27 protein-coding genes are annotated in these 20,711 nt (G+C 64.7%); 12 read left to right on the forward strand and 15 right to left on the reverse strand.

The annotated features are described in order from the left end of the window. The first annotated feature begins 158 nt into the window (after positions 1-158). From DS839_RS05890 to DS839_RS05900, 3 genes are all read left to right on the forward strand, one after another. On the forward strand, positions 159-932 hold the full coding sequence (locus tag DS839_RS05890; RefSeq protein ID WP_119269336.1) for an alpha/beta fold hydrolase: 774 nt from the start codon (positions 159-161) through the stop codon (positions 930-932). A 3-nt stretch (positions 933-935) separates the two neighbouring features. Continuing rightward, positions 936-1,661: an alpha/beta fold hydrolase gene (locus tag DS839_RS05895; RefSeq protein WP_119269337.1), complete on the forward strand. Its 726-nt coding sequence runs from the start codon at positions 936-938 to the stop codon at positions 1,659-1,661. Positions 1,662-1,778: 117 nt separating this feature from the next. Then, the gene (locus DS839_RS05900; protein ID WP_119269338.1) at positions 1,779-2,264 is read left to right on the forward strand and encodes a DUF6130 family protein; all 486 of its coding nucleotides are present in this window, start codon (positions 1,779-1,781) and stop codon (positions 2,262-2,264) included. Positions 2,265-2,332: 68 nt separating this feature from the next. Here DS839_RS05900 and DS839_RS05905 read toward each other — a convergent pair whose 3' ends face one another. Then, positions 2,333-2,734, reverse strand: a complete 402-nt coding sequence (locus DS839_RS05905; RefSeq protein WP_162918326.1) for a cupin domain-containing protein — start codon at positions 2,732-2,734, stop codon at positions 2,333-2,335. Positions 2,735-2,766: 32 nt separating this feature from the next. Beyond that, on the reverse strand, positions 2,767-3,624 hold the full coding sequence (locus tag DS839_RS05910) for a LysR substrate-binding domain-containing protein (RefSeq protein WP_119269340.1): 858 nt from the start codon (positions 3,622-3,624) through the stop codon (positions 2,767-2,769). Positions 3,625-3,716: 92 nt separating this feature from the next. On the opposite strand from DS839_RS05910, the gene DS839_RS05915 reads away from it, so the two are divergent. Together DS839_RS05915 and DS839_RS05920 are read left to right on the forward strand one after the other, a co-directional pair. Continuing rightward, positions 3,717-4,175 (forward strand): DUF3237 domain-containing protein, encoded by a 459-nt coding sequence (locus DS839_RS05915; RefSeq protein ID WP_119269341.1) that lies wholly within the window; start codon positions 3,717-3,719, stop codon positions 4,173-4,175. Next, positions 4,175-4,363, forward strand: coding sequence for a YjiS-like domain-containing protein (locus tag DS839_RS05920; RefSeq protein WP_119269342.1), 189 nt, complete (start codon positions 4,175-4,177; stop codon positions 4,361-4,363). Before DS839_RS05915 ends, DS839_RS05920 begins: the two co-directional genes overlap by 1 nt. Before the next feature lie 13 nt (positions 4,364-4,376). Here DS839_RS05920 and DS839_RS05925 read toward each other — a convergent pair whose 3' ends face one another. From DS839_RS05925 to DS839_RS05935, 3 genes are all read right to left on the reverse strand, one after another. Further along, complete coding sequence (locus tag DS839_RS05925; protein WP_119269343.1) at positions 4,377-5,357, reverse strand: NAD-dependent epimerase/dehydratase family protein; 981 nt, start codon at positions 5,355-5,357, stop codon at positions 4,377-4,379. Positions 5,358-5,475: 118 nt separating this feature from the next. Continuing rightward, positions 5,476-5,931: a carboxymuconolactone decarboxylase family protein gene (locus DS839_RS05930; protein WP_119269344.1), complete on the reverse strand. Its 456-nt coding sequence runs from the start codon at positions 5,929-5,931 to the stop codon at positions 5,476-5,478. Between the two features lie 23 nt (positions 5,932-5,954). Then, positions 5,955-6,365 (reverse strand): cupin domain-containing protein, encoded by a 411-nt coding sequence (locus DS839_RS05935; RefSeq protein ID WP_119269345.1) that lies wholly within the window; start codon positions 6,363-6,365, stop codon positions 5,955-5,957. 87 nt (positions 6,366-6,452) lie between these two features. Between DS839_RS05935 and pdxR the strand changes: the two genes are divergently transcribed. Next, positions 6,453-7,865 carry a MocR-like pyridoxine biosynthesis transcription factor PdxR gene (gene pdxR, locus DS839_RS05940; protein ID WP_119269346.1) on the forward strand — a complete coding sequence of 471 codons (1,413 nt, stop codon included), beginning with the start codon at positions 6,453-6,455 and terminating at the stop codon, positions 7,863-7,865. Positions 7,866-7,883: 18 nt separating this feature from the next. Here the strand turns inward: pdxR and DS839_RS05945 are convergent, their stop codons facing one another. The 7 genes from DS839_RS05945 to DS839_RS05975 form a co-directional block, all read right to left on the reverse strand. Next, positions 7,884-8,486 carry a L,D-transpeptidase gene (locus DS839_RS05945; RefSeq protein ID WP_162918327.1) on the reverse strand — a complete coding sequence of 201 codons (603 nt, stop codon included), beginning with the start codon at positions 8,484-8,486 and terminating at the stop codon, positions 7,884-7,886. A 126-nt stretch (positions 8,487-8,612) separates the two neighbouring features. After that, positions 8,613-9,758 carry a fructose-1,6-bisphosphatase gene (locus DS839_RS05950; protein ID WP_119269348.1) on the reverse strand — a complete coding sequence of 382 codons (1,146 nt, stop codon included), beginning with the start codon at positions 9,756-9,758 and terminating at the stop codon, positions 8,613-8,615. A gap of 189 nt (positions 9,759-9,947) precedes the next feature. Beyond that, positions 9,948-10,070 (reverse strand): SRPBCC family protein, encoded by a 123-nt coding sequence (locus DS839_RS05955; protein ID WP_368911232.1) that lies wholly within the window; start codon positions 10,068-10,070, stop codon positions 9,948-9,950. Next, positions 10,067-10,330 (reverse strand): ArsR/SmtB family transcription factor, encoded by a 264-nt coding sequence (locus tag DS839_RS05960; protein ID WP_119269349.1) that lies wholly within the window; start codon positions 10,328-10,330, stop codon positions 10,067-10,069. The genes DS839_RS05955 and DS839_RS05960 overlap by 4 nt, the downstream gene beginning before the upstream one ends. 43 nt (positions 10,331-10,373) lie before the next feature. Further along, positions 10,374-11,135, reverse strand: coding sequence for an alpha/beta fold hydrolase (locus tag DS839_RS05965; protein ID WP_368911233.1), 762 nt, complete (start codon positions 11,133-11,135; stop codon positions 10,374-10,376). Positions 11,136-11,157: 22 nt separating this feature from the next. After that, complete coding sequence (locus DS839_RS05970; RefSeq protein WP_438816498.1) at positions 11,158-11,898, reverse strand: DUF899 domain-containing protein; 741 nt, start codon at positions 11,896-11,898, stop codon at positions 11,158-11,160. A 102-nt stretch (positions 11,899-12,000) separates the two neighbouring features. After that, positions 12,001-12,486, reverse strand: a complete 486-nt coding sequence (locus DS839_RS05975; RefSeq protein WP_119269352.1) for a cupin domain-containing protein — start codon at positions 12,484-12,486, stop codon at positions 12,001-12,003. An 85-nt stretch (positions 12,487-12,571) separates the two neighbouring features. Between DS839_RS05975 and DS839_RS05980 the strand changes: the two genes are divergently transcribed. Next, positions 12,572-13,357, forward strand: coding sequence for a class I SAM-dependent methyltransferase (locus DS839_RS05980; protein ID WP_119269353.1), 786 nt, complete (start codon positions 12,572-12,574; stop codon positions 13,355-13,357). Positions 13,358-13,360: 3 nt separating this feature from the next. After that, complete coding sequence (locus tag DS839_RS05985) at positions 13,361-13,801, forward strand: GFA family protein (RefSeq protein ID WP_119269354.1); 441 nt, start codon at positions 13,361-13,363, stop codon at positions 13,799-13,801. A gap of 3 nt (positions 13,802-13,804) precedes the next feature. Here the strand turns inward: DS839_RS05985 and DS839_RS05990 are convergent, their stop codons facing one another. The 3 genes from DS839_RS05990 to DS839_RS06000 form a co-directional block, all read right to left on the reverse strand. After that, positions 13,805-15,415 carry an FAD-dependent monooxygenase gene (locus tag DS839_RS05990; RefSeq protein WP_119269355.1) on the reverse strand — a complete coding sequence of 537 codons (1,611 nt, stop codon included), beginning with the start codon at positions 15,413-15,415 and terminating at the stop codon, positions 13,805-13,807. 66 nt (positions 15,416-15,481) lie between these two features. Then, positions 15,482-16,414, reverse strand: coding sequence for a YVTN family beta-propeller repeat protein (locus DS839_RS05995; protein ID WP_162918328.1), 933 nt, complete (start codon positions 16,412-16,414; stop codon positions 15,482-15,484). Between the two features lie 82 nt (positions 16,415-16,496). After that, positions 16,497-16,994 (reverse strand): DUF8737 domain-containing protein, encoded by a 498-nt coding sequence (locus DS839_RS06000; RefSeq protein WP_119269357.1) that lies wholly within the window; start codon positions 16,992-16,994, stop codon positions 16,497-16,499. A gap of 77 nt (positions 16,995-17,071) precedes the next feature. Here DS839_RS06000 and DS839_RS06005 point away from each other — a divergent pair, with 77 nt between their 5' ends. From DS839_RS06005 to DS839_RS06020, 4 genes are all read left to right on the forward strand, one after another. Then, on the forward strand, positions 17,072-18,031 hold the full coding sequence (locus DS839_RS06005; protein WP_119269358.1) for a LysR family transcriptional regulator: 960 nt from the start codon (positions 17,072-17,074) through the stop codon (positions 18,029-18,031). 137 nt (positions 18,032-18,168) lie between these two features. Continuing rightward, positions 18,169-18,909: a beta/gamma crystallin family protein gene (locus DS839_RS06010; protein ID WP_119269359.1), complete on the forward strand. Its 741-nt coding sequence runs from the start codon at positions 18,169-18,171 to the stop codon at positions 18,907-18,909. A gap of 324 nt (positions 18,910-19,233) precedes the next feature. Continuing rightward, entirely contained in the window at positions 19,234-19,821 is a 588-nt protein-coding gene (locus tag DS839_RS06015) for a Spy/CpxP family protein refolding chaperone (RefSeq protein ID WP_119269360.1), read from the forward strand. Positions 19,822-19,882: 61 nt separating this feature from the next. Next, a complete protein-coding gene (locus DS839_RS06020; protein WP_119269361.1) occupies positions 19,883-20,569 on the forward strand; it encodes a response regulator in 687 nt (228 codons plus the stop codon). Positions 20,570-20,711: the final 142 nt, after the last annotated feature.

The following is a 20,711-nucleotide window of genomic DNA, read 5'->3' on the forward strand; positions in this document are numbered from 1 at the left end:
GCGGTTTTCGATAAGCCGATGCCAAAAAAAAGAGGTAGACGCCAACGGATCGCGAAGATGAAAAAGAGTCAATCCTGGCTCCGTAACGAAAGTGGCAGCGCGCTCGTAAGTGCTGGTAGGTTCAGTATCGAAACTCTCCCTCAAAGGAAGCAAAAGTCATGAACAGGCGCATGTTTTCGGCCGGTCTCGTCGCCGGCGCCGCCGCTTCGCTGATCTCAACCCGCGGCATGGCCGCCGCCACTTCTCAGACCGCGGCCCGCAATGTCGTTCTCGTGCACGGCCTCTTTGCTGACGGATCATGCTGGTCCGAGGTGATCGCCCGGCTGCAATCGGCGGGGATCAATGCGACATCGGTGCAGAACCCGCTGACGACGCTTGCCGAAGCCGTGGCTGCGGCGAAACGCGTGCTGGCGCGGCAGGATGGTCCCACGGTCCTGGTCGGGCATTCCTTTGCCGGGATAATCGTCACCGAGGCCGGCATGCATCCGAATGTCTCGGCACTCGTCTATGTGGCGGCGCGCGCGCCGGATGCGGGCGAAGATTATGCAGCGCTCGCCAAGACATTTCCCGCACCCCCGGCATCCGCCGGCATCGTCTTCGATGGCGATGAAGGGCGGCTCAGCGAGGAGGCATTCTTGCGCGATTTCGCGGGCGACCTGCCGGAAGCGAAGGCCAAGGTGCTCTATGCGGTTCAGGAACCCTTCCAGAAAGCCCTCCTCACAGGCAAGACGAGTGAGGCCGCATGGCGTTCGAAGCCCGCCTTCTATGCCGTCTCGACGGAGGACCGCACGATCAATCCCGATCTCCAGCGCTTCATGGCGAAGCGCATGGCGGCCCGGACCATCGAAGTGAAGTCGAGCCACCTGTCGCTCATCTCCCATCCCGACGAGATCACCCGGCTGATCCTGGAAGCCGCCGGACAAGCGGCCTAGCCTATGGCGACACCAAGCCTTACCTTTGTCCTGGTCCATGGGGCCTGGCATGGCGGCTGGTGCTGGGCGCGGGTCGCCGAGCGGCTTCGTGGGGCGGGTCATCGTGTCCTGACACCGACGCTGACCGGTCATGGCGAGCGCGCTCATCTGCTGACGCCCGAAGTGGGCCTCGATACCTTTATTCAGGACATCATCGCCGCTCTCGAAACGGACGAGGTGACCGACGCCGTTCTGGTGGGTCACAGCCTGGCCGGTGGGCCGATCACGGGTGCTGCAGACCGGGTGCCGGAGCGGATCGCGCATCTTATCTATCTCGACGCGGCCTTGCCGCAGGATGGCGAGAGCGTGTTCAGCCGCTACGCGCCTGAGATCGTGGCGGAGCGGCGCAAGCTGGCGCAGGAAACGAGCGGCGGGCTGACCTTGCCGGCGCCGCCTCCCGCCAGTTTCGGCGTCACGGCAAAGGAAGACGCCGCATGGTTGGCGCACAATCTCAGGCCCGAGCCGTTCCGGGGATTCGAGGACAGGCTGCATCTCCAGCACCCTTTCGGCAACGGACGCAAGATCACCTACATCGCCTGCGTGAAGCCCACCTACCCTCCCGCCGCACCGGCGCACGACCACGCCCGCCGCCAGCCGGGCTGGCAGTATCTGGAGCTCGCCACCGGCCATGACGCCATGATCCTTGCCCCTGTCGAACTCTCGGACATGCTGCGGCACATGGCGTCGTGAGTTATCCTTCCATTGACTGGAAGGATAACTCTTAAAATTACCGGCTGCTCACAGAAATTGAAAAGGTGCATCCTTTGTGCATCGGCAAATTGAACGCCGTTCGAAAGGAGAAATGCAATGACCACGCTCATCAAAACCCTCGCCGCCATCGCGGCCGGCACCGTGCTGATCACCAACGCCTTTGCCCAAGACGCGACCCCCAGCGCCCGGGACATCCGCGGCCCCACACCCTATCTCGCAATCGAGAACGAGCCCGCACCCAAGCTGATCGTCGATCCCCCGCTGGCGGAAGGACTGGCAATCGGCGTCTTCTGGGCCCAGTACCGGGTCGAGAATTTGCGCATCGCTCCCGTGTTTGGAGAAGGTGCGCTTCAGGTGTCTCCGCGCATCGGGCATCTGCATGTCAGCGTCGACGACCTTCCCTGGTGGTGGGCGGATGCAAGCGACAACAACACGGTCGACATCGCGGGATTTGCGCCTGGCCCGCACAAGGTGAAGATCGGATTGGTCGACGCCAATCACAACCCCATCCCGGGACAGCTGGTGACGGTGAACTTCACGGTGCCGGACTCGGCGCCGAAGCATGCTCATCCCACGAACTGACTCGTGAGCGGCGTGCAGCGAGTGTTTGTACCGGGCACGGTTGAGATCTCATCCGCGCCCGGACCGATTCACTGCCGCAGCGTCTTCCATGGCGCGTCGCTGGCGACATCGACCAGCTCGTACCCGGCTGGTCCGACACAGGGTCCGAGGATGGCGGCGAGCTTCACGGGCTCCCCGCTCGTGTTGAACGAGGCGTGCACGACGTCGGCCGGAATGAAGGCGCAATCGCCCGGGCCAAGCATGCGCTTCTCGCGATCGATCCACTGCTCGACCCTTCCCGCGATAACCAGGATCACTTCTTCCTGATCGGGATGCTTGTGGAAATTATGCCCCTGGCCCGGACCGAGATTGACATCGATCACAGTGAGCTGCTTGGCCCCGGTATTGGGCGGCGTGCTGAGCCAGAAGAGCGTGCCGAAATCACCGACTTGGGGCTCGACGTCTTTCGCGATAACGAATTTTCCAGGCATTGGACTCCCATTTGCTGATTTGACTGAGTGGATCATTGGGCGGCGCGCGCTTGCTCGCAAAGCCAGGCGCGGAAATGCTGGGGTGCGGGGCGGGTGTCGTCGCTGCGCATCAGCGCGAAATGCCAGGCGGGTCCGCTCAAGACGCAAGCGAAGGGTGCGACCAGTAATCCTTCCTGCAAGAGCGGCCGGAACAAGGACGGCGACAGCAGCGCTACGCCGGCGCCCGCCAGTGCCGCATTGGCGTTGAGCTCATGCGTCGGATAATCGACGGAAGCAAAGCGCAAGCCCTGCGGGAGTTTGCATCCTGCTTCCGCGAACCAGGGCTCCCAGTCGGGATGCGGCAGAAGCGTGAAGTCGCTGAGCTCCTCGGGCGCCACGAGGCGCCGCGTTCCGAGCAGTGAAGGTGAGAGCATCGGCGTCACTTCCACTGGTGTCAGCGGATACTCCTCGAGCCCGGGCCAGCCGCCGGCGCCCGTCCTTATGGCGACGTCGAAGAGATCCGGATCACGTATGTCGGTCGAGACATCGAGCTCGATGCCGAGCGCCCCTTGCGCCGCATAGCGCGAAAGGCGCGAAGCGAGCCAGCGCGCGGCAAAGGTCGGCGGTGCGGTGACCCTGAGCAGCGGCAGTGCTGCCTGGAATTCATCGAGCGCCGCGCTGATGCCGGCCAAGGCCTCGCCCACCCGGTCGGCCAGCTGGACGGCGGCAAGCGTCGGGATGACCCGCCTTCCGGCGCGGATGAAGAGCGCCTGATCGAGTTCGGCCTCGAGGGTGCGGATGCGCAAGCTGACCGCCGCCGGCGTCAGGAACAGGCGTTCGGCGGCGCGCGCGAAGCTGCCGGCCGAGACACACGCTTCCAATATGCGCAAAGACTCCAAAGACGGCCGCATGATCAGTTTTCCTTGTGATGACGACAAGCAAAGCGCGTTTTGAGGGTGAAGCGCCCCAGCGCAGTGTCGGGCTGAAGAATAGGAGATTTGCCTTGACCCTGCAATCGCGCCACCTGCTGACACTCTTCATAGACCTTCACCCGGCGCTGGAGCTGGGGCGGACGCCCGCTGGCGGCCGGCGCATTTTTCCCGTCTCGGGCGGACATTTCGACGGCGAGCGCCTCAAAGGAAAGGTATCGCCGCTGATCGGCTCCGACCTCCTGCTCGAACGCGCCGATGGGACGTTCCAGCAGGATGTCAGACTCCTCCTCATCGCGGAGGACGAGAGCCTCATCCTCATGACCTATCGCGGCATAAGGCGTGCGTCCGCGGCCGCCTCCCTGCGTCTGGCGAAGGGCGAAGCGGTCGCGCCTTCCGAATATTACCTGCGCACGACGCCCTGTTTCGAGACCGCGGCACCCGTTCATGCCTGGCTCAACGGCATTGTCGCCGTGGCGACAGGCGAGCGCCGTCCGGGCGGCGTCACTTACGAGGTCTTTGAGATTCTCTGATGCCGCTGCAGCGATCGCTCTTCGAACTTCTGTCGATGATCTTCGGCTGGACTGACCTGCGCCTCGAGAAACGCCGCCGCCGGCTTGCGCTGCTGCGGCTGACCGACGAGCAGCTCAAGGACATCGGCCTGTCGCGCCGCGAGATCGACGGGCGGATAGATCGCCTGGATCCGCGGCATTATCGCTGAGCTGCACTCCCGCTCACCCCGGATACCAGACCCGCCGCGGGTCGCTTGGCTGACGTTGATAGTCCCAGGCGGCATCGATGAGCTTTCGCGTGTCATAGGCCGGACGCCAGCCGAGCTCGGCCTTGGCGCGAGAGTTGTCCATCCAGTTGCTGACGAAGGAGCTCCGGATCGGCTTGGCCGGAAGGCCGCGCGTCCGGGCCAGATGATCGGCGACGAGCTGATAATCGACCGGCTCGTCCATCGAGATATTGTAGAGACGCTGCCGCGCCGCCTTGGCGGTGAGCGCCAGCAGGATGGCCTCGACCAGGTCATCGACATGGACGAAGTTGCGCTTGATGGGTGTCCCGTCCATCTCCTGGAGCAGCGGCACCGCGCCACTGGCGCGGCAGGCTTCCGCTTCCTCGGGCGTCACCATGGTCTTCCACTCCGGCCCGCCGAACACATCATCGCCGAAGGAGAGCGTGTAGCGGAAATCGTCCTTCTCCATGATCCAAGGCGCTCTGAGACAGCACCAGTCGATGCCGTACTGGATGCCATATTGCTCGAGCATCACCTCTTCCAGCACTTTCGACAGCGCATAACAGCCGGGATAGGCCATATGGGGCGCATCCTCGGTGATCGGCGCCTTATGGCGGTGGAAGAAATGGCCGACCGCCGCATCACCGCCGATCAGCACGAATCTTTGGGCCTTACGGCTCAGGCGGAATTCCTCGAGCAGCCAGAACAGGCCCTTGACCGTCACGTCCATCACATCTTCGGGCGTCTCCTTGCAGGTCGCGAGATGGACGACATGGGTGACATCGCGGAGGGCCGCGCGGCAGACCTCGCGCTCGGCGATCGATCCCTTCATCACCGAGAGGATCGCCGTTTCGGGCAGCACGCGGTTATGGCACAGAGCGCGGATCTTGAGCGGCGCCGCGACCGGCCCGCGCGCCATCCGGGCAATGAGCGCCTGGCCGACCTTGCCGGTGGCCCCTGTCACCAGAACCAGCATTTTCCATCCTCCCTTTTGGGAAAGCTCAAGCGCAGAGCGAAGGAGGCGTCAAGTTCTTTTGTCTGACAAAAGAAGCATCGCCCGAGGCTCATGGCTCTCGGGCGATCGCTGCATGGGCTCACTTCTCGATCGCCGCCTGGGGCGTGTTGCGGAAGCTGATGGCCATCCGGTTATAGGCATTCATCAGGCTGATCGCGATGGTGAGATCGACCAGCTCCTTTTCCTCGAACACGGCGCGCGCCGCCGCGAAGGCTTCATCCGGCACGTTCGTGTCCGCCACGCGCGTCACCGTCTCGGCCCAGGCGAGGGCCGCCCGCTCGCGCGCGCTGAAGAGGTGGCCAGCTTCCGCCCACGCTTGGATGAGCGCCAGCTTTTCGATCTTCACACCCATCTTGGTGAGCTCGCGCGTGTGCATGTCGAGGCAATAGGCGCAGTTGTTGATCTGCGAGATGCGCTGATAGACGAGAGTGACGAGCTCGGGCTCGAGGCCGCTCTGCATGACATAGCCATAGACGGAGCCCAGAGCTTTGACGCCGCTGGGCGCGATCTGGTTGTAATCGATACGCCTGGTCATTGTTCTTCTCCTGGATGATCGGTCTATTTGAGATATCTGGTGAGGTCCTTGTCGCCGGTGTCGGCGACGAAGACGGCGAGCAGCCTGGCGGGCTTGGTCTGGCTGGCATTGCGGCTGATGGAATGGGTGGCGCCGGGGGGCTCCGACCAACTCTCGCCCGCTTTGTAGACGTGGGCTGCGCCGTCATTCACCTTGGACTCGATTGAGCCTTCGATGACATAGGCATAGACGAAGCCGGTCTTGCTGTGGACATGGGGGGCCGAGGCCGCGCCCGGCGCATAGTCGACGACGAGTGCGGTGAGCGTCTTGCCCGGGATATTGGGGATCGCCTGCTCGAAATTGGGCGTGACCTTGTCGCCCGTGTCATGGGCGGAGGCGGTGGTGACGAGCGCCAGGCCGGCAAAGGCTGCGCCGAGGATGGTTTGCTTCAACATGGTGGGTCTCCTTTCGCCCCAAGAGATGCCCCTTTTCTGGGCCTGAAAAAAGCACCAAGAAAGTACAAAAATCGTGTACTACGAACCATGGCCAAGACTTTCCAGCTAAAGCTCGATCGCTCCGCCAAGACGCCGCTCGCCGAGCAGATACGCAAGGCGATCGGCGGGGCAATCGAGAGCGGCGTGCTGGCGCCGGGGGCGCGGCTCCCCTCCTGGCAGGACCTCGCCGCCCAGCTCGGGGTCGCGCGCGGCACCGTGCGCACCGCCTATGAAAGGCTGTCCGCGGCGCAGCTCATCGTGGCCTCGCGCGCGACCGGGACCCATGTCGCCGAGCGGCCGCGCCCCCTCGCCCGCGCCGAGCCGCCGCCCGATCCCGGCTCCTTCATGGAAATGTATCAGGAGATGAACCGTGGACCGGCCGTCTTCCAGATGGGGGTGCCGGCGGCGGAGATCTTTCCGGCCACACTCTTCGCGCGCATCCGCGCCCATGCCGTGCGCGCCGAAGCGGGCGCGGCGCTCGTCTATCCGGATGCGCGCGGCGAGCTCGAGTTTCGCCGCGAGATCGCCGCCTATCTCGCCATCGCCCGCGGCATCGACTGTTCGCCGGCGCAGGTCATCATCACCTCGGGCTTCGCCGGCGGGCTCGGATTGGCGCTCCGGGCGCTCGGGCTCGAAGGCGCAAAGGCCTGGATGGAGGAGCCGGGCTTTCCCTTCACCCGCCGCGCCATCGAGCTCGCGCGCTTGTCGTTGGCCCCCATACCGGTCGATGCCGGCGGCATCGATGTCGATCACGGGCTGGCGCAGGCGCCGGACGCCAAGCTGGTGGTCGTAACGCCAGGCCAGCAGGCGCCGCTCGGTGTCACTCTGTCGCTCGAACGGCGCCTGCGCCTCCTCGATTGGACGGCGCAAGAGGGCGCGTGGGTGATCGAGGACGACTATCTGAGCGAGCTGCAGCTCAAGGGCCGCGCGGCGCCGGCGCTCGCCTCGCTCGATCGCGATGGCCGCGTCATCCATATCGGCTCGTTCAGCAAGACCATCAGCCCCACTTTGCGGCTGGGCTTCCTCGTCGCACCCCTGCCGCTCCTCTCGCGCTTTTCGGAAGTCGCGGCCTGTCTCGCGCCGGCGCCCGGTCCTTCGGTGCAGCTGGCGACCGCCGAGTTCATGCGCGATGGCCACTATATCCGCCATCTGCGGCGCACCAAGCGGGCCTATGCGGCGAAGCGCGACGCGTTGCTCGACGGCCTTCAGGCAGAGGTGAAAACTCGCGGCGTCACGATAGCGGGATTGTCGGCCATCCTGCCTTTGCCCGACGGCGTGCCGGATGTGGCCATCGCCCGCGAGACCTTTGCCTTCGGCATGGCGCCCGTCCCCTTGTCGGCCTGCTATAAGCGGCCGGCCGCGGGGCGATCGGGTCTCCTTCTCGGCATCGCGACGGTGCCGCAGAAGCATCTGGCGCGCTCCTGCGACCGTCTCATCGAGATCATCGAGCGTTTCATCTGAGCAATGGCGGCGCGGCGATCAGGCGGGCGACAGGATCACGACCTTGGTGCCGAGCTCGACGCGCTCATAGAGGTGGATCACGTCGATATTGAGGAGGCCGATGCATCCCGCCGTGACTTTCTTGCCGATCATGGAGGGTTTCAGCGTGCCGTGGATGCGGATCACCGTGTCGACCTCGCCCTGATAGAGATAGAGGGCGCGCGCGCCCATCGGATTGTCGCGGCCCCCCGGCATGCCATGGATGAATTTGGCCATGTCCGGGAATTCGGCGAGATGCTCAGGCGTCGGCACCCATACCGGCCATTTCTCCTTGCGCTTGATCTCCGCTTCGCCGTACCAGGACCGGCCGGCTTTTCCGACCGACACGCCATAGCGTGTCGCCTCTCCGTTGCCGAGCACATGATAGAGAAAGCGCGCCTCGGTATCGACGATCAGCGTCCCCGGCGGCTCGCTCGTCTTATAGTCCACGCTGCGCCGCCGGTACTTGTAGGGTATCTGCTGCGCATCGGATTCGAACACCGGAAACGGCTCGCCCGCCAGCGCCAGCGCCTTCTGGTGCTGCACCAGTCCCCAACCGAGCCCGAGCCCGGACGCCAGCAGCGCGCGGCGTGAAATCCCCATCGGCATATCCCTTCTGTCGAGCCCGATTCCTAACGTCCCGCGCCCGGCAGATCAATAGTCGCACGCCCCCCGCGTGTACGGCTTCGGCACGCGGCAATGGAAGGCTTCGGTTATGATGCGGCAGTTCTACTCGGCGGCTTGCGGCCGGCGCTCGTCACGCATCTTGAAGCGCTTCATGAGGCCGCCGACCGTGTCGCGGAAGCCGCCATATTCGAGCTCCGAATAGGGCAGCATGGCGGCACCGGACCAGCCTTGGCTGCGCATCTCGATCGCCTTGCGCTGGGCCGACCGTCTGACCTCGTCCCAGGCCGGGTTGTCGAAGAAGTCGGTATGGGATTCGGAGAAGCGGCCCTCTCTGTCGATGGAGAAGCCGACGCAGGAGACGATGGGCAGGCAGTAGAGACCGGTCACGGCCGTGTTGATGGGCACGGGCATGAGCGGCATGACATGCGAGCCGCGCGCGTCGCCGCCCACGAAATGCGCCTTGGCGAAGGGCGAGACGATTTCTTCCGGCGCCGGGAATATCCCCTGGTTCCTGAGGATCGCGACAGGATCATCCTTGCCGGTATACTTGCCGGCGATCGAATGGAGCCGCTGCGCCGACACGGAAGCGGCGGGCTCTCCATGGGTACGCGAGACGATGCGATCGATGCCGAAGCGCTCATTGTCGCGCAGCAATGCGGCGATGCGGTAGCCCTCTTCCGGCGCATCGAGTTCGATCACGCTGTCGCCCGCCGTGTTGTCCATGTCGATGATGTGGAAGCTGAAACCCTTGATCATCTGGGGCAGCATGAGGCCGGCGCAATACATGGGGTCGGCGAAGGCCAGATAGAGCGGCAGGTTGTAGGCGCCGGGGCCGCATTTGTCGGCGGCGAACACCATGAAGGACTCGGCGGGCCGGACACCTGAGAGGCTGTGCTCGAAAGTGAGCTCGGCGACACCGGGTCCGGCGCCGCGGATGTTTCCCGACGGCGCGTCGACCAGGAGATCCTGGCCGGCGCCATAGAGCCCGGCGGCCTTGGCGATCGACGTTGCCTTGAGAAAACTGTTCCAAGCGAATTGGTGCACCTCGCGGCTCCCCTCGCCCTGGGTGTGGGTCATGAGGATCGCGATATCATCGCCCGTGTGGCAGACGAAGCCGTCGATCAGGAGGCCGGTATCGATCGCTCTTGCGACCTCGCTCCTCACACTGTCCAGCATGGCTGTGGATGGCTTCGTATGCCCGCCGATCGAGCCGACATCGGCCTTGATGACGGAAACGGTCATTCTCATGGCATTTCCTCCCCGACCTGACTCGCGAGCCGCGCAACGGCCCTCGCTCCGCCGGGGCGGCGGCGCGGCTCTTTCTCCAACCATATGAAACGCCGTGCGTTGCGAGTGGTTCCACGCGCTCACCGGCGCGGATCGCAAAACAATGAATGCCCGCCCAACCTAGGTATCATCTTCCAGCCTTCTGGGGTTTCAGGCCTGACGCGCCACCAGCTCGGCGTACCGCTGCAGATACAGCGGCCAGCCTTGATCGCCGGCAACACCGTCGCGCACGCTTTCCCAACCTTCGACGTGTCCTTTTACATGCGTGCTCATTGCGACTTCTCCGGTGGTTGCTCGACGGCGAGCTTGTAGGCCGCGAGCGTCTTGCTCCAGAACCGGTCGAGTTCCGCGCGAAGGCGCGCCAGCCCCTCGGGATCGACCCGGTAGATGCGTTGCTTTCCGGCCCGCATGTCGACCACGAGACCGGCATCCTTGAGCACCTTCAGGTGCTGCGAGACCGCCGGCCGGCTCACCGGCAGGGCACGAGCCAGTTCGCCGACCGAGCACGGATGCTCGCTCAGCCGCTCGAAGATCGTGCGTCAACCTTGTCCGATGCGCTTCACTGCGGGCTTCGTTCTACTCCTCGCCGACAGCGCGGGCCGCTTTTTCGATGACGCGCGCAACCGCCTCGGGCTCAGAGATGTAGACCAGGTGGCTGCCCTTGATCTCGGTTATCTGGGCGCCCGAGCGCTCATACATCCAGCGTGCAAGCTTGGGATTGAGCGCCCTATCCTCGGTGGCGATGATCCCGTAGCTCGGCTTGTCGCGCCAGGCGGCGACCGTCGCCGGCGCATCGAAAGCGGCGGCGGCCACCGGCGTCTGTGCGTTCGCCATGTAGCCTGCCAGCGCCGGCGGCAGATCGGCCGCGACGTCGGCAGCGAATTTGGCCGAGTCGACGAAGATGAAGCCGTCCTTGGTCAGCTTCAGGTCGCTCGCCGGCACCTCTCCCGGCATCGACGAGGCGAGCCCGCTGGTCGTTTCGCCTATGTCGGGCTGCACCGCCGCGACATAGACCAGCGCCTTGACCTTGGGATCCGCGCCCACAACCGTGATGATGGCGCCGCCATAGCTGTGGCCGACGAGGATGACCGGTCCTTCCTGCCGGTCGAGGACGCGTTTCGTCGCCGCCACATCATCGGCGAGGCCGGTGAGCGGCTGCTGGACCACGCTCACGCGGTACCCGTCCTTTGTCAGAATGTCATAAACGCCGCGCCATCCCGAACCGTCGGTATTGGCGCCATGCACGAGCACGATGTTTTTCGCCGGCGACCCGGCTTCGGCAGCCGGGCCGATGACGAGTACTATGACCGCGAAGACAATGCCGAGCGCCAATCCCATGGTCCTCATCGTCTGACGGGCCTCAGCAGCATGAAGCGGCGGCCGTTCCCGGCTCATAACGGTCGTGGTGGCGCACCCACTCCATCTTGTGATCGACGTCGCGTTCGTCGCGGCCCTTGGGCATGAGGTCGAGCATGTTATAGGTGCCCATCATCACTTCCACGCCGCGCGCATAGGTCGAATAGCTGTGGAAGACATCGCCCGCATCATCCTTGATGAACGCGCTGATGCCGGGCAACTCCTCTTCATTATGGGGCGAGGTGCCGTAATTGTAGCCGATAGCGCCTTTGGCCACCTCTTCCGGCGTGAAGCTGACGCCGAAATCATAGTTGAAGTCGCTCTCATGCGACGACACCCAGGTGAACTGCCAGCCCATGCGCCGGCGGAAGCGCTCGATCTCGGCGAGAGGTGCGCGCGAGACGGCGACGAACGTGACGTCGCGCTCCGCCAGGTGGGCCGTCATGCCGTCGCTGTGATCGGCCATATAGGAGCAGCTCGGGCAGCCTTCCTCCCATCCGGGGCCGAGCATGAAGTGCTGCACCAGGAGCTGGCGGCGGCCGTCGAACAGCTCGGCCAGCGTGCGCCGGCCGTCCGGCGTCTCGAAAACATAATCCTTGTCGATGCGCACCCAGGGCAGCGCGCGGCGCTCGCGGGCGACCTGATCTCTGAGGCGCATCGCTTCCTTCTCGCGCGCCAGGAGCTTCTTGCGTTCGGCGATCCATTGCACCCTGGGAAGGACACGATGGTTCCCGGTGTTCGTCATATTGGTCATGGCTTCGCCTCCTTCGTCTCGCTGCTCTCACCGTCTCACACGAGAACACTTAAGGCGGAACCCGGAACGGCGGGAGTGACAAATGTGACGTGATTACCGTTCAGTCGGCGGCAGCTCGATCGTCACGCCATATTTGGCGCCGATGGCGATGAGCTTGGCGAAATCCGGCGTGCCTTGGATATGGGCGGCTTCGAATTCGGCGAACATCTGGTCGAGGCCGACGCTGGGCGCGCTCAGGATCAGCACGCGGGCAGGCTTGTCGCCCAGATTGCGGACCGCATGGCGCACGCCCCGTGCGCCGAAGAAGAAGCCGCCGGGTGCCACGCGCTGGGGCGCCGTTCCGCCCTCGAAGTCGAAGGTGAGCTCGCCCTCCAGCACATAGAAGGCTTCATCTTCCCGCGAATGGGTGTGCGGCGGCGCGCCCGAGCCCGGCGGGAGCACCGCTTCCCAGAGCGAGAAGGATCCGCCTGTCTCGGCAGCGGTCGCCTTGTAGAGATGGGTGACGCTGAGGAAACTGATCGTGGACCCGGCATTGGGCGCTCGCACGAAGGATCGGGCTGCCGCGGCTTTGTCATCCATGGTCGGTCTCCATTGTGTGTTCCTCGTCACCGCTCGAGTATAATCAGATTTTGTGGCGCAAGATGAGCCGGCGAAAGGCTATTGCATGAGCGAACAGAAAATCCGTTTCGATGATGGTGCGGCCTATGAGCAGATGATGGGGATCTGGAGCGGGCTTGCGGGAAAAACCTTCCTCGACTGGCTGGCGCCGCCCAAAGCTTTGCGCTGGATCGATGTGGGCTGCGGCAACGGCGCCTTCACCGAGCTCCTGGTCGAGAACTGCGCCCCCTCGGAGGTTCAGGGCATCGACCCCTCGGAAGGACAGCTCGCTTATGCCCGCACCCGTCCGGGCGCGCGCCTGGCGGAATTCCGCCTCGGCGATGCGATGGCGCTTCCTTTCCCCGCCGACAGGTTCGATGCCGCCATCATGGCGCTCGTCCTCGTCTTCGTGCCGGAGCCGGCGAAAGCTGTCGCGGAAATGCTGCGCGTGGTGCGGCCGGGCGGCATCGTCGCGGCCTATATGTGGGATATGCCGGGTGGCGGCTTTCCCTTGGAACCGCTCCTCATCGAGATGCGCGCCATGGAGATCACGGCGCCACGCCCCCCGCAAAGGGAGGCATCGCGCATGGAGGCGATGCTGGATTTGTGGAACGGGGCGGGGCTCGAGAACGTCGAGACGCGCGAGATCACCGTGCACCGGACCTTCGCCGATTTCGACGACTGGTGGATGACCGGCATGAAGTCGCCCTCGCTTGGCCCCACCATCGCGGCGCTCTCCCCGCAAGACCACGCTGCGCTCAAGAGCCGGGTGCGCGCGCGCCTGCCCGCGGCGAGCGACGGGCGGATCACCTATGCCGCGCGCGCCAATGCGATCAAAGGATCGAGGAGTTGAGCCATGACCGACGCGACGAGGACGGCCACCTGCCGCTGCGGACAGCTCACGGCTGAATGCACCGGCGAGCCGGTGCGCGTGTCGGTGTGCCACTGCCTCGATTGCCAGAAGCGCTCGGGCAGCGCCTTTGCCGTCCAGGCGCGCTGGCCGGAGGACCAGGTTCGGGTTACGGGCGAAGCGAAGATTTGGGAGCGCGTCGCCGACAGCGGCCATCGCGCCACCTATCGCTTCTGTCCCCAATGCGGATCGACCGTCACCTATGTGATCGAAGGCTGGCCGGGTCTCGTCGCCGTGCCGCTCGGCGCCTTCGCCAATCTCCAATTTCCAAAGCCCCGCTTCTCCGTCTACGAGCATCGCAAGCATGACTGGGTCGCGATCGTCGGCGACGACATCGAGCATTCATCGACGCCCGGCGTCCCGCGCATGCCGGACCATCGCCACTGAGGCTTAGGAGGGACGCGCGAAGATCCGTCCGAAATATTGGGCCAGGCCCGGTGATCGCCAGGACGCGCCGCGCCAGCCAATGTATCCGTCCGGCCGCACCATGACGGCGCGAGCATCGCTTCCATAGGCTTTGGCGAATCCGCCCTCGGCGTCGAGATAACCGGGGAGCTGCGGCATGTCGGGCACCGCCGTCCGGGTGATCGCCGCGGCACGAACCGATGGTCCCCATTGCTTTCGCAGATCACGCGCAAAGGCGGCCGCATCATCCGTTTGCGCCCGATCGTCGATCTGGATCAGCAGGACGTGGCCGGTTCCCTTGATGATGTCGAACAGGCGCAGCGGAAAGCCGAAGCCCGACCGGACCAATCCCTGCACATCGGGCGCGCGGTCGCCGGCCAAAGGTCCGTCCGTCGCCAAGGACGGCTCGTCGGCGACGAAGGGCGTGCCGCGATAGGAGACCAGGATCTGCGTGTCGGCCAGGCGGTCGGGCGCCTTGCCTTTCTCGCGGCCGTAATTCTCGCTCGCCGCCTGGGTGCGCTTCACCACATCGGCGCCGACCGGGCGGCGTTCGGCATCATAGCTGTCGAGCAGCTCGCTGCGGCCTGAGCCCTGCACCACCAGCGCCAGCTTCCAGGCGAGATTGTAGGCGTCCTGGATGCCGGTGTTCATGCCCTGCCCGCCGGTCGGGGGATGGATATGGGCGGCATCGCCCGCGATGAAGGCGCGGTCCTTGCGGTACTCGGACGCCAGCCGCATGCTGATACGGAAGACCGACGACCAGCGCAGGTCGGAGAGCTTTGGCTTGGCGGGAACCATATCGTCGGCAACGGCCTGCAGGTCGGAAAGCGACGGCCCTTTCAACTCGGCCTGGATGCCGTGTTCCGTGCCGCCTTCCGGATTGAGCGAGGCCGGCGCCAGCATGGAAACGCGATATCGTCCGGCCTCCGGTAGCGGAATGGCGATGAACATGTCGGGCGGCCCATCTGGCCTCGGCCTTACCGCCCGGAACGCCATGCCGTAAGGAAGATCCCAGGCGATGTGCACGTCGCCCAGCATGAAAGGCCAGGGATAAGCCTCGCCGTCGAAACCGATGTCGAGCGCCTTGCGCACCGCGCTATGAGCGCCGTCGCAGCCCACGACATAGCTGAAGCGCGCCTCTTCCGTCGCCCCCTCCCCCTTGCGCAGCGTGACGGCGACGCCGTTGCTGTCCTGCGTCAAGGCGACGAGCTCGGTGCCGCGTTCGATGTCCCCGCCGAGATTTTGAAGATGCTCGGTCAGCAGGCGTTCCGTCTCGTATTGGGGCAGGCCCAGCTGGGCGAAGGGCAGGCCGAGCGGCGGCGCAACAACTTCCTGCGCCGGCTTGCCATCTATCACCGAACGCAAGCCCGTGATCCACAGCCCGCTGTCGATCATCTCGCGCACGATGCCCATATCCTCCCAGACTTCGAGCGTGCGCGGCGTGACGCCGATGGCGCGGCAAAAGGGAAGCGCCTCTTGAGCGCGGTCGATCAGGCGGCAGCGCACCCCATGGCGCCTGAGCTCGCTCGCCATGGTCAGTCCCACAGGACCCGCGCCCACGACGAGGATTGGTTTTTGCGTGCTGTCACTGGACATGGTCTTCCCCCGGTTATCCGCGCCTAGCCTCATCGACCATAGCAGGCACCGATAGAGCTGACGACCCTATGCCGCCACCGGCGCCGGCGGGGTGATGGCGATCGCGAAGGGCTTGTTGCCGACCGTGATCTCCGCCACGACCTTGTTGGTGGCGGTGGCGATGACCGAAACAATGTTCGATGTCGCGGCGGCATTCGTCACATAGGCATGTTTCCCGTCGGCGGTGATCGCCACGCCGAAAGGCTCCGCCCCCACGGGAATCGTGGCCGATACCGTGTTGCCGGCGGTATCGATCACCGACACGTTGCCCGCGCCATGATTGGTCACATAGGCGTGTTTGCCGTCGGGCGTGACGGCCACGCCGACCGGGTCGGCGCCCACGGCGACCGTGGCCGATACGCTGTGGGCCTGGGTGTCGATCACCGAGACCGCATTGGCGCCGCCATTCGTCAGATAGGCTTTCTTGCCATCCGGGCTCAAAGCTATTCCCCGTCCCGTCGTGCTGGTGGAGCCCTTGGGGACCTGGATGGTGGCCACCACCGTGTTGGTGCTCGTGTCGATCACCGTGACGCCTTGGAAACTCGTCACATAGGCGTGCTTGCCGTTCGGCGCGACGGCCACATCGATCGAATTGTCCATGTCGATCGTGGCCGTCACCTGGCTGGTCGCGGTGTCGAGCACCTTGACGGCGTGGTCATTGCCGGAATTGGCGATATAGGCGTGCTTGCCGTCGCGGGTCAGCGCAATGCCGGCGATGAAGAAATCCGTCACATCCGGGATCGTCTCCGTGACGGTGTTGGTGGCGGTGTCGAGCACCGAGACGAAGGAGCCGGTCGCGGTCTGCCGGCTCGTGATAAAGGCGCGTTTGCCATTGGGGGTCAGCGCCACGCGGATGGGTGCCCCGGTCGTCGCGGGCGTGGCCACCACCAGGTTGGTCGCGAGATCGATCACCGAGACAGTGCCAGAACCCGTATTCGTCACATAGGCGAACGGTGCCATTTTGAAACACCTCCTGTGATTTGCGAATGACATTAGGCGCGGCGAGAGAGTGATACTTACGTGGCGGAATATCAAGTCACCATCAGGACGGCGCCTTGGCTCGAGGATGCATCAGCAAAGTGAAGGCGACGCCATGCGTGATCATCAAGAGGGGCACGTAGATGATCGGGATCGCATAGGCGGCACCGAACTCTCCTGCTTGCGCCGGAAGGCCGACCGCGATCGCGTGATAATAGTTCAAGATGAGATCGGCCGTCCCCACCAGGTTGAAGGCGACGACGAACAACCAGAAGAGCGGACGCATCCGGACCGTGAGCAGCGCCAGCATGGCGAGAAGGCCGGTCGCCAGATCGCCATAGGCGGCGAAATGGGCGAAGCTCGAAGGCAAATTGGAGCCGACGACGCCCGGGACGATGAAGACCAGCCCGAAGAAGCGGAAGCTGTGCAGCATGGCGATGGCGCGGTGCGCCTCGACGCTCTCCATCGACTTGAGCCAGGGCAGGATATAGGCGCCAAGGCACAGCAGCCACGCGGCATAGCCGAGGACGAGCTGGATTTGGAAGACGAGTTCCGTCGACATCAGAGGACTCCGTAAATTGCGCGTCGGATATAGGACCGCTTCCGGCGAGCGACTATCGGCGATAATCTCGACAGGCTATGAAGCGGAACTTCACAGTCAGGCACGGCGCGCTCGACGGCGTGGAGGCGTTTCTGAGCGTCGCCCGGCACCGCAGCTTCCGCAAGGCGGCGGCGGATCTGGGCGTCACGCCCTCGGCGATCAGCCAGGCGGTACGCACGCTCGAGGCGCGTGTCGGCGCCGCCCTCTTCACCCGCACGACGCGCAGTGTCGGCCTCACCGAGGCCGGCGAGCGGTTCCTGGCGCGCGCCAGGCCCGCCTTCGAGGAGCTCATCGCCGCAAGTGCTATGGCACGTGATCTCGGGCAACGGCCGGCCGGGCTTTTGCGCCTCACCGTGCCGCGTTCGGTGGTGCCCATCCTGCTCGAGCCGCTGATCGCCTCCTTCTGCCAGGCTTACCCTGAGGTCGAGGTGGAGATCGCGGTCAGCGAGAAGCTGGTCGACATCGCGGCCGAGGGGTTTGACGCCGGCATCAGGCTCGGCGAGTTCATCTCAGGCGACATGGTCGCGGTGCGGCTGTCGCCGCCGTTCCCGCTGGTGGTCGTCGGCAGCCCGAAATATCTGCGCCGCCGCGGCCGGCCCGAGCTTATCGAGGATCTGCGCCAGCATGCCTGCCTGCGCCTGCGCCGCTCGAACGGGTCGGTGGCGCCCTGGTCGTTCGTCAAGGGCAACAAGCCGGTCGAGGCGATCGTCTCGGGTCCCCTGATCGCCCATGACTTTCCCACCATGCTGGGCGCCGCCGTGGAACATGCCGGGCTTGCGCAAGTGCCCGAGCCCATCGCGGCCCAGATGGTGAAAGCGGGAAAGCTCGTGCGTGTGCTCGACCGGTTCGCGCCGACGGCGCCGGGCGTGTTTCTCTATTATCCCAGCCGCCATCAGATGACGCCGAAGCTCAGGGCCTTCATCGACCACGTGAAGACGCGCGCGGCCACCGCCGGCAAAGGTCGCGCCCGAAGCACAAAGTCGAAATCACCCGATTGAGGCTCGACGCTGCCGGACAGCCGGTAGAGGACGGTGCTTCAAATTTCCCACGACGGCAAAGGTGCCGTAAGCGATCCGTATGCTGCCCGCCTTTAGCACAGTCCATGATGACTTGACCCACCATCCTGGAGGTAACCATGACGACTGAAGTGAGGACGGCCCTTAAGGAATTGTCGCAGCGCGGCATCACCACGCTCGAGCAGTTCGTCGAAAGCAAGGCGCGCATGCGCAAGCCGCGTGTGATCGGCACGCAGAAGGCGCTGGAGGAAAAATTTGCCCGCGCCGCGGCAAATTCCGGCGCATCGGCGAGATCGGAGATCAAGGCGCCTGCCGCGTCGGTTCCCATCGTCCTCGACGGAAAGCGCGTCGACTACAATGAGATCGCCCGGCTCAATGGCCGCCCCTTGGACTATGTGGCGACGCCGCTGAAGGGCGGTGGGCAGGCGCTTGTGGTGTTCTCGGATCGCTCGATCATGCGCAACCATCATCTGCGCCAGTTCAGGAGCGCCCAGCAGGCGATCGGCAGCGAGGTCGAGACGGCCTTGACCGCCGGCGGCCTGACCCCCACGCTCATCGAGCCGCGGCTTGATCTGGGCATGCGGATCTTCGAGCATGTCAACTATGGCGGCGACTCTGCCGGCTTCGCGCCCGATGAATATGTCGACGACATGATGCAATTCGACGACGGCCTCGGCCTGTTCGGCGGTGACTGGAACGACATCATGTCGTCCGTCCTGGTTGCCAGGTGCCATTGCGTGGCCTGGGAGCATATCCACGACGGCGGCGCCTCCATCACGTTCTACTCGGACACGCCCAATCTCCACGAGTTGGGCTGGGGCGACCGCATCTCCGCCGTCTGGGCCCGGTTCACCGGCTGATTTCGGAAAAGTTCTCCGGAGCGATCAAAGCAAAGACAAAGCGCGATGGCCACTCGGTATAAAGCCATCGCGCCTTGAGGCTCGAGCCAAGGGTTCAAACAAATGCCCGCAAGGTTTGAGCCTGCGGGCGCACATGGTCCGATCCTGATATTTCCCAAAACGCATGCTTTGGCCCACGATGTCAAGAGAGCTTTGCAGAGAAAGCTTCGGCGCCTAAGCCTCACAAAACTTTACAATGGAGAGAAGCCCGCGAAACGAGCGCCCCTCACTCTGTCATGAGCGCAAAGCCCAAACCTTATCGACATTCATCGAAGGAGACCGCTCATGACCGACCAGACCAATCTCCCCGTGCCGTATAACGGCCCGCCGCCCTCCCCGCCGCGCCGCGGCGCGCGTGGCCTGTTGCTCACCCTGATCATCGTGCTTGCCTCGGGCCTGACGGGCGTCTTCGTCAGCCAGGCCATGAGCGAGGAATCTGGCTGGGGCTCGGGCTTCGGACCCGGCGGATGGCATCACGGCGGATGGATGGGGGGTCCGCCCGATCCGGCACAGATCGAAAACCATGTCGACCGCGCGATCCGCCATCTCGCCATCGAGATCGATGCCACGACCGAACAGCAGGACAAGCTGCGGGCCATCGTGAAATCCGCGCTCAAGGACCTTCTGCCGCTCATCGGTGAGAGGCAGAAGGCTCGCGAGCGGGCGCGCGATCTCCTCACCCGTCCCACCATCGACCGCGCCGAGCTGGAAAAATTCCGCGCCGAGCACATGGCGATGTGGGAGGGAGCGAGCAAGCGCATCACCCAGGCCTTGGGCGATGCGGCCGAAGCCTTGACACCGCAGCAGCGCCAGAAGCTCGCCGAGCTCCTGGCCGAGCGCAGAGGCTTCTGGCATGGGTGGCATCGTGGTTAAAGCATCGGCCCGAAAAGTGTATGCGGTTTTCGGAAAAGCCGATGCGTTCTAGAATGCTCCCGTGGCCGACCGTATTCTCCTGATCGAGGACGACCCTCGCCTGGCCGAGATGGTGAAAGACTATCTCGGCGGGGCGGGCTTCAGCGTGACGATTGCGGCGAAGGGGGCTTTGGGCATCGCGGCTCAGGCACAGCACGCCTTCGACGCCCTGATCCTCGATCTGATGCTGCCCGACATGGATGGGCTCGAGGTCTGCCGCCGCATCCGGGCCGAGGCCGATACGCCGATCCTGATGCTGACCGCGCGCGGCGAGGCCATGGACCGGGTGGTGGGGCTCGAGCTCGGCGCCGACGATTATCTGCCGAAGCCGTTCGAGCCGCGCGAGCTCCTGGCGCGGCTGAAGTCCATACTGCGCCGGGCCAAGGGCGACCGGAAAGCGGAAATCCTGCGCTGCGGCCGCCTCGAGATCGACGTCGATGCGCGCCAAGCCCGCCGCGACGGCGAGATCTGCGCCTTGACCAGCCATCAATTCGAGCTGCTCTTGGCGCTGGCCCGCCATGCCGGCAGGGTTCTCACGCGCGACGCGATCATGGACCTCTTGAAGCACCAGCGGCTGGAGGCGTTCGACCGCTCCATCGACGTGCACATCTCGCGCATTCGCGCCGTGATCGAGGACGACCCCAAGAAGCCGCGCCGCGTGATCACGGTGCGCGGCGCGGGCTATGTGTTTGCCAAGGCGCAGGATTGATTGCATGTGGGCGCTGTTCATCGCATTCCCCTTCTCCCGCTTGCGGGAGAAGATTCAATGGGGCGGACGACGAGGGTAAGATGCCCATCGTTGTCCACACATCTGATGGAGCGTGACCCCCATGCAAAGTGATATGAGCAAA

The sequence above is a fragment of the Taklimakanibacter deserti genome (genome assembly GCA_003574785.1).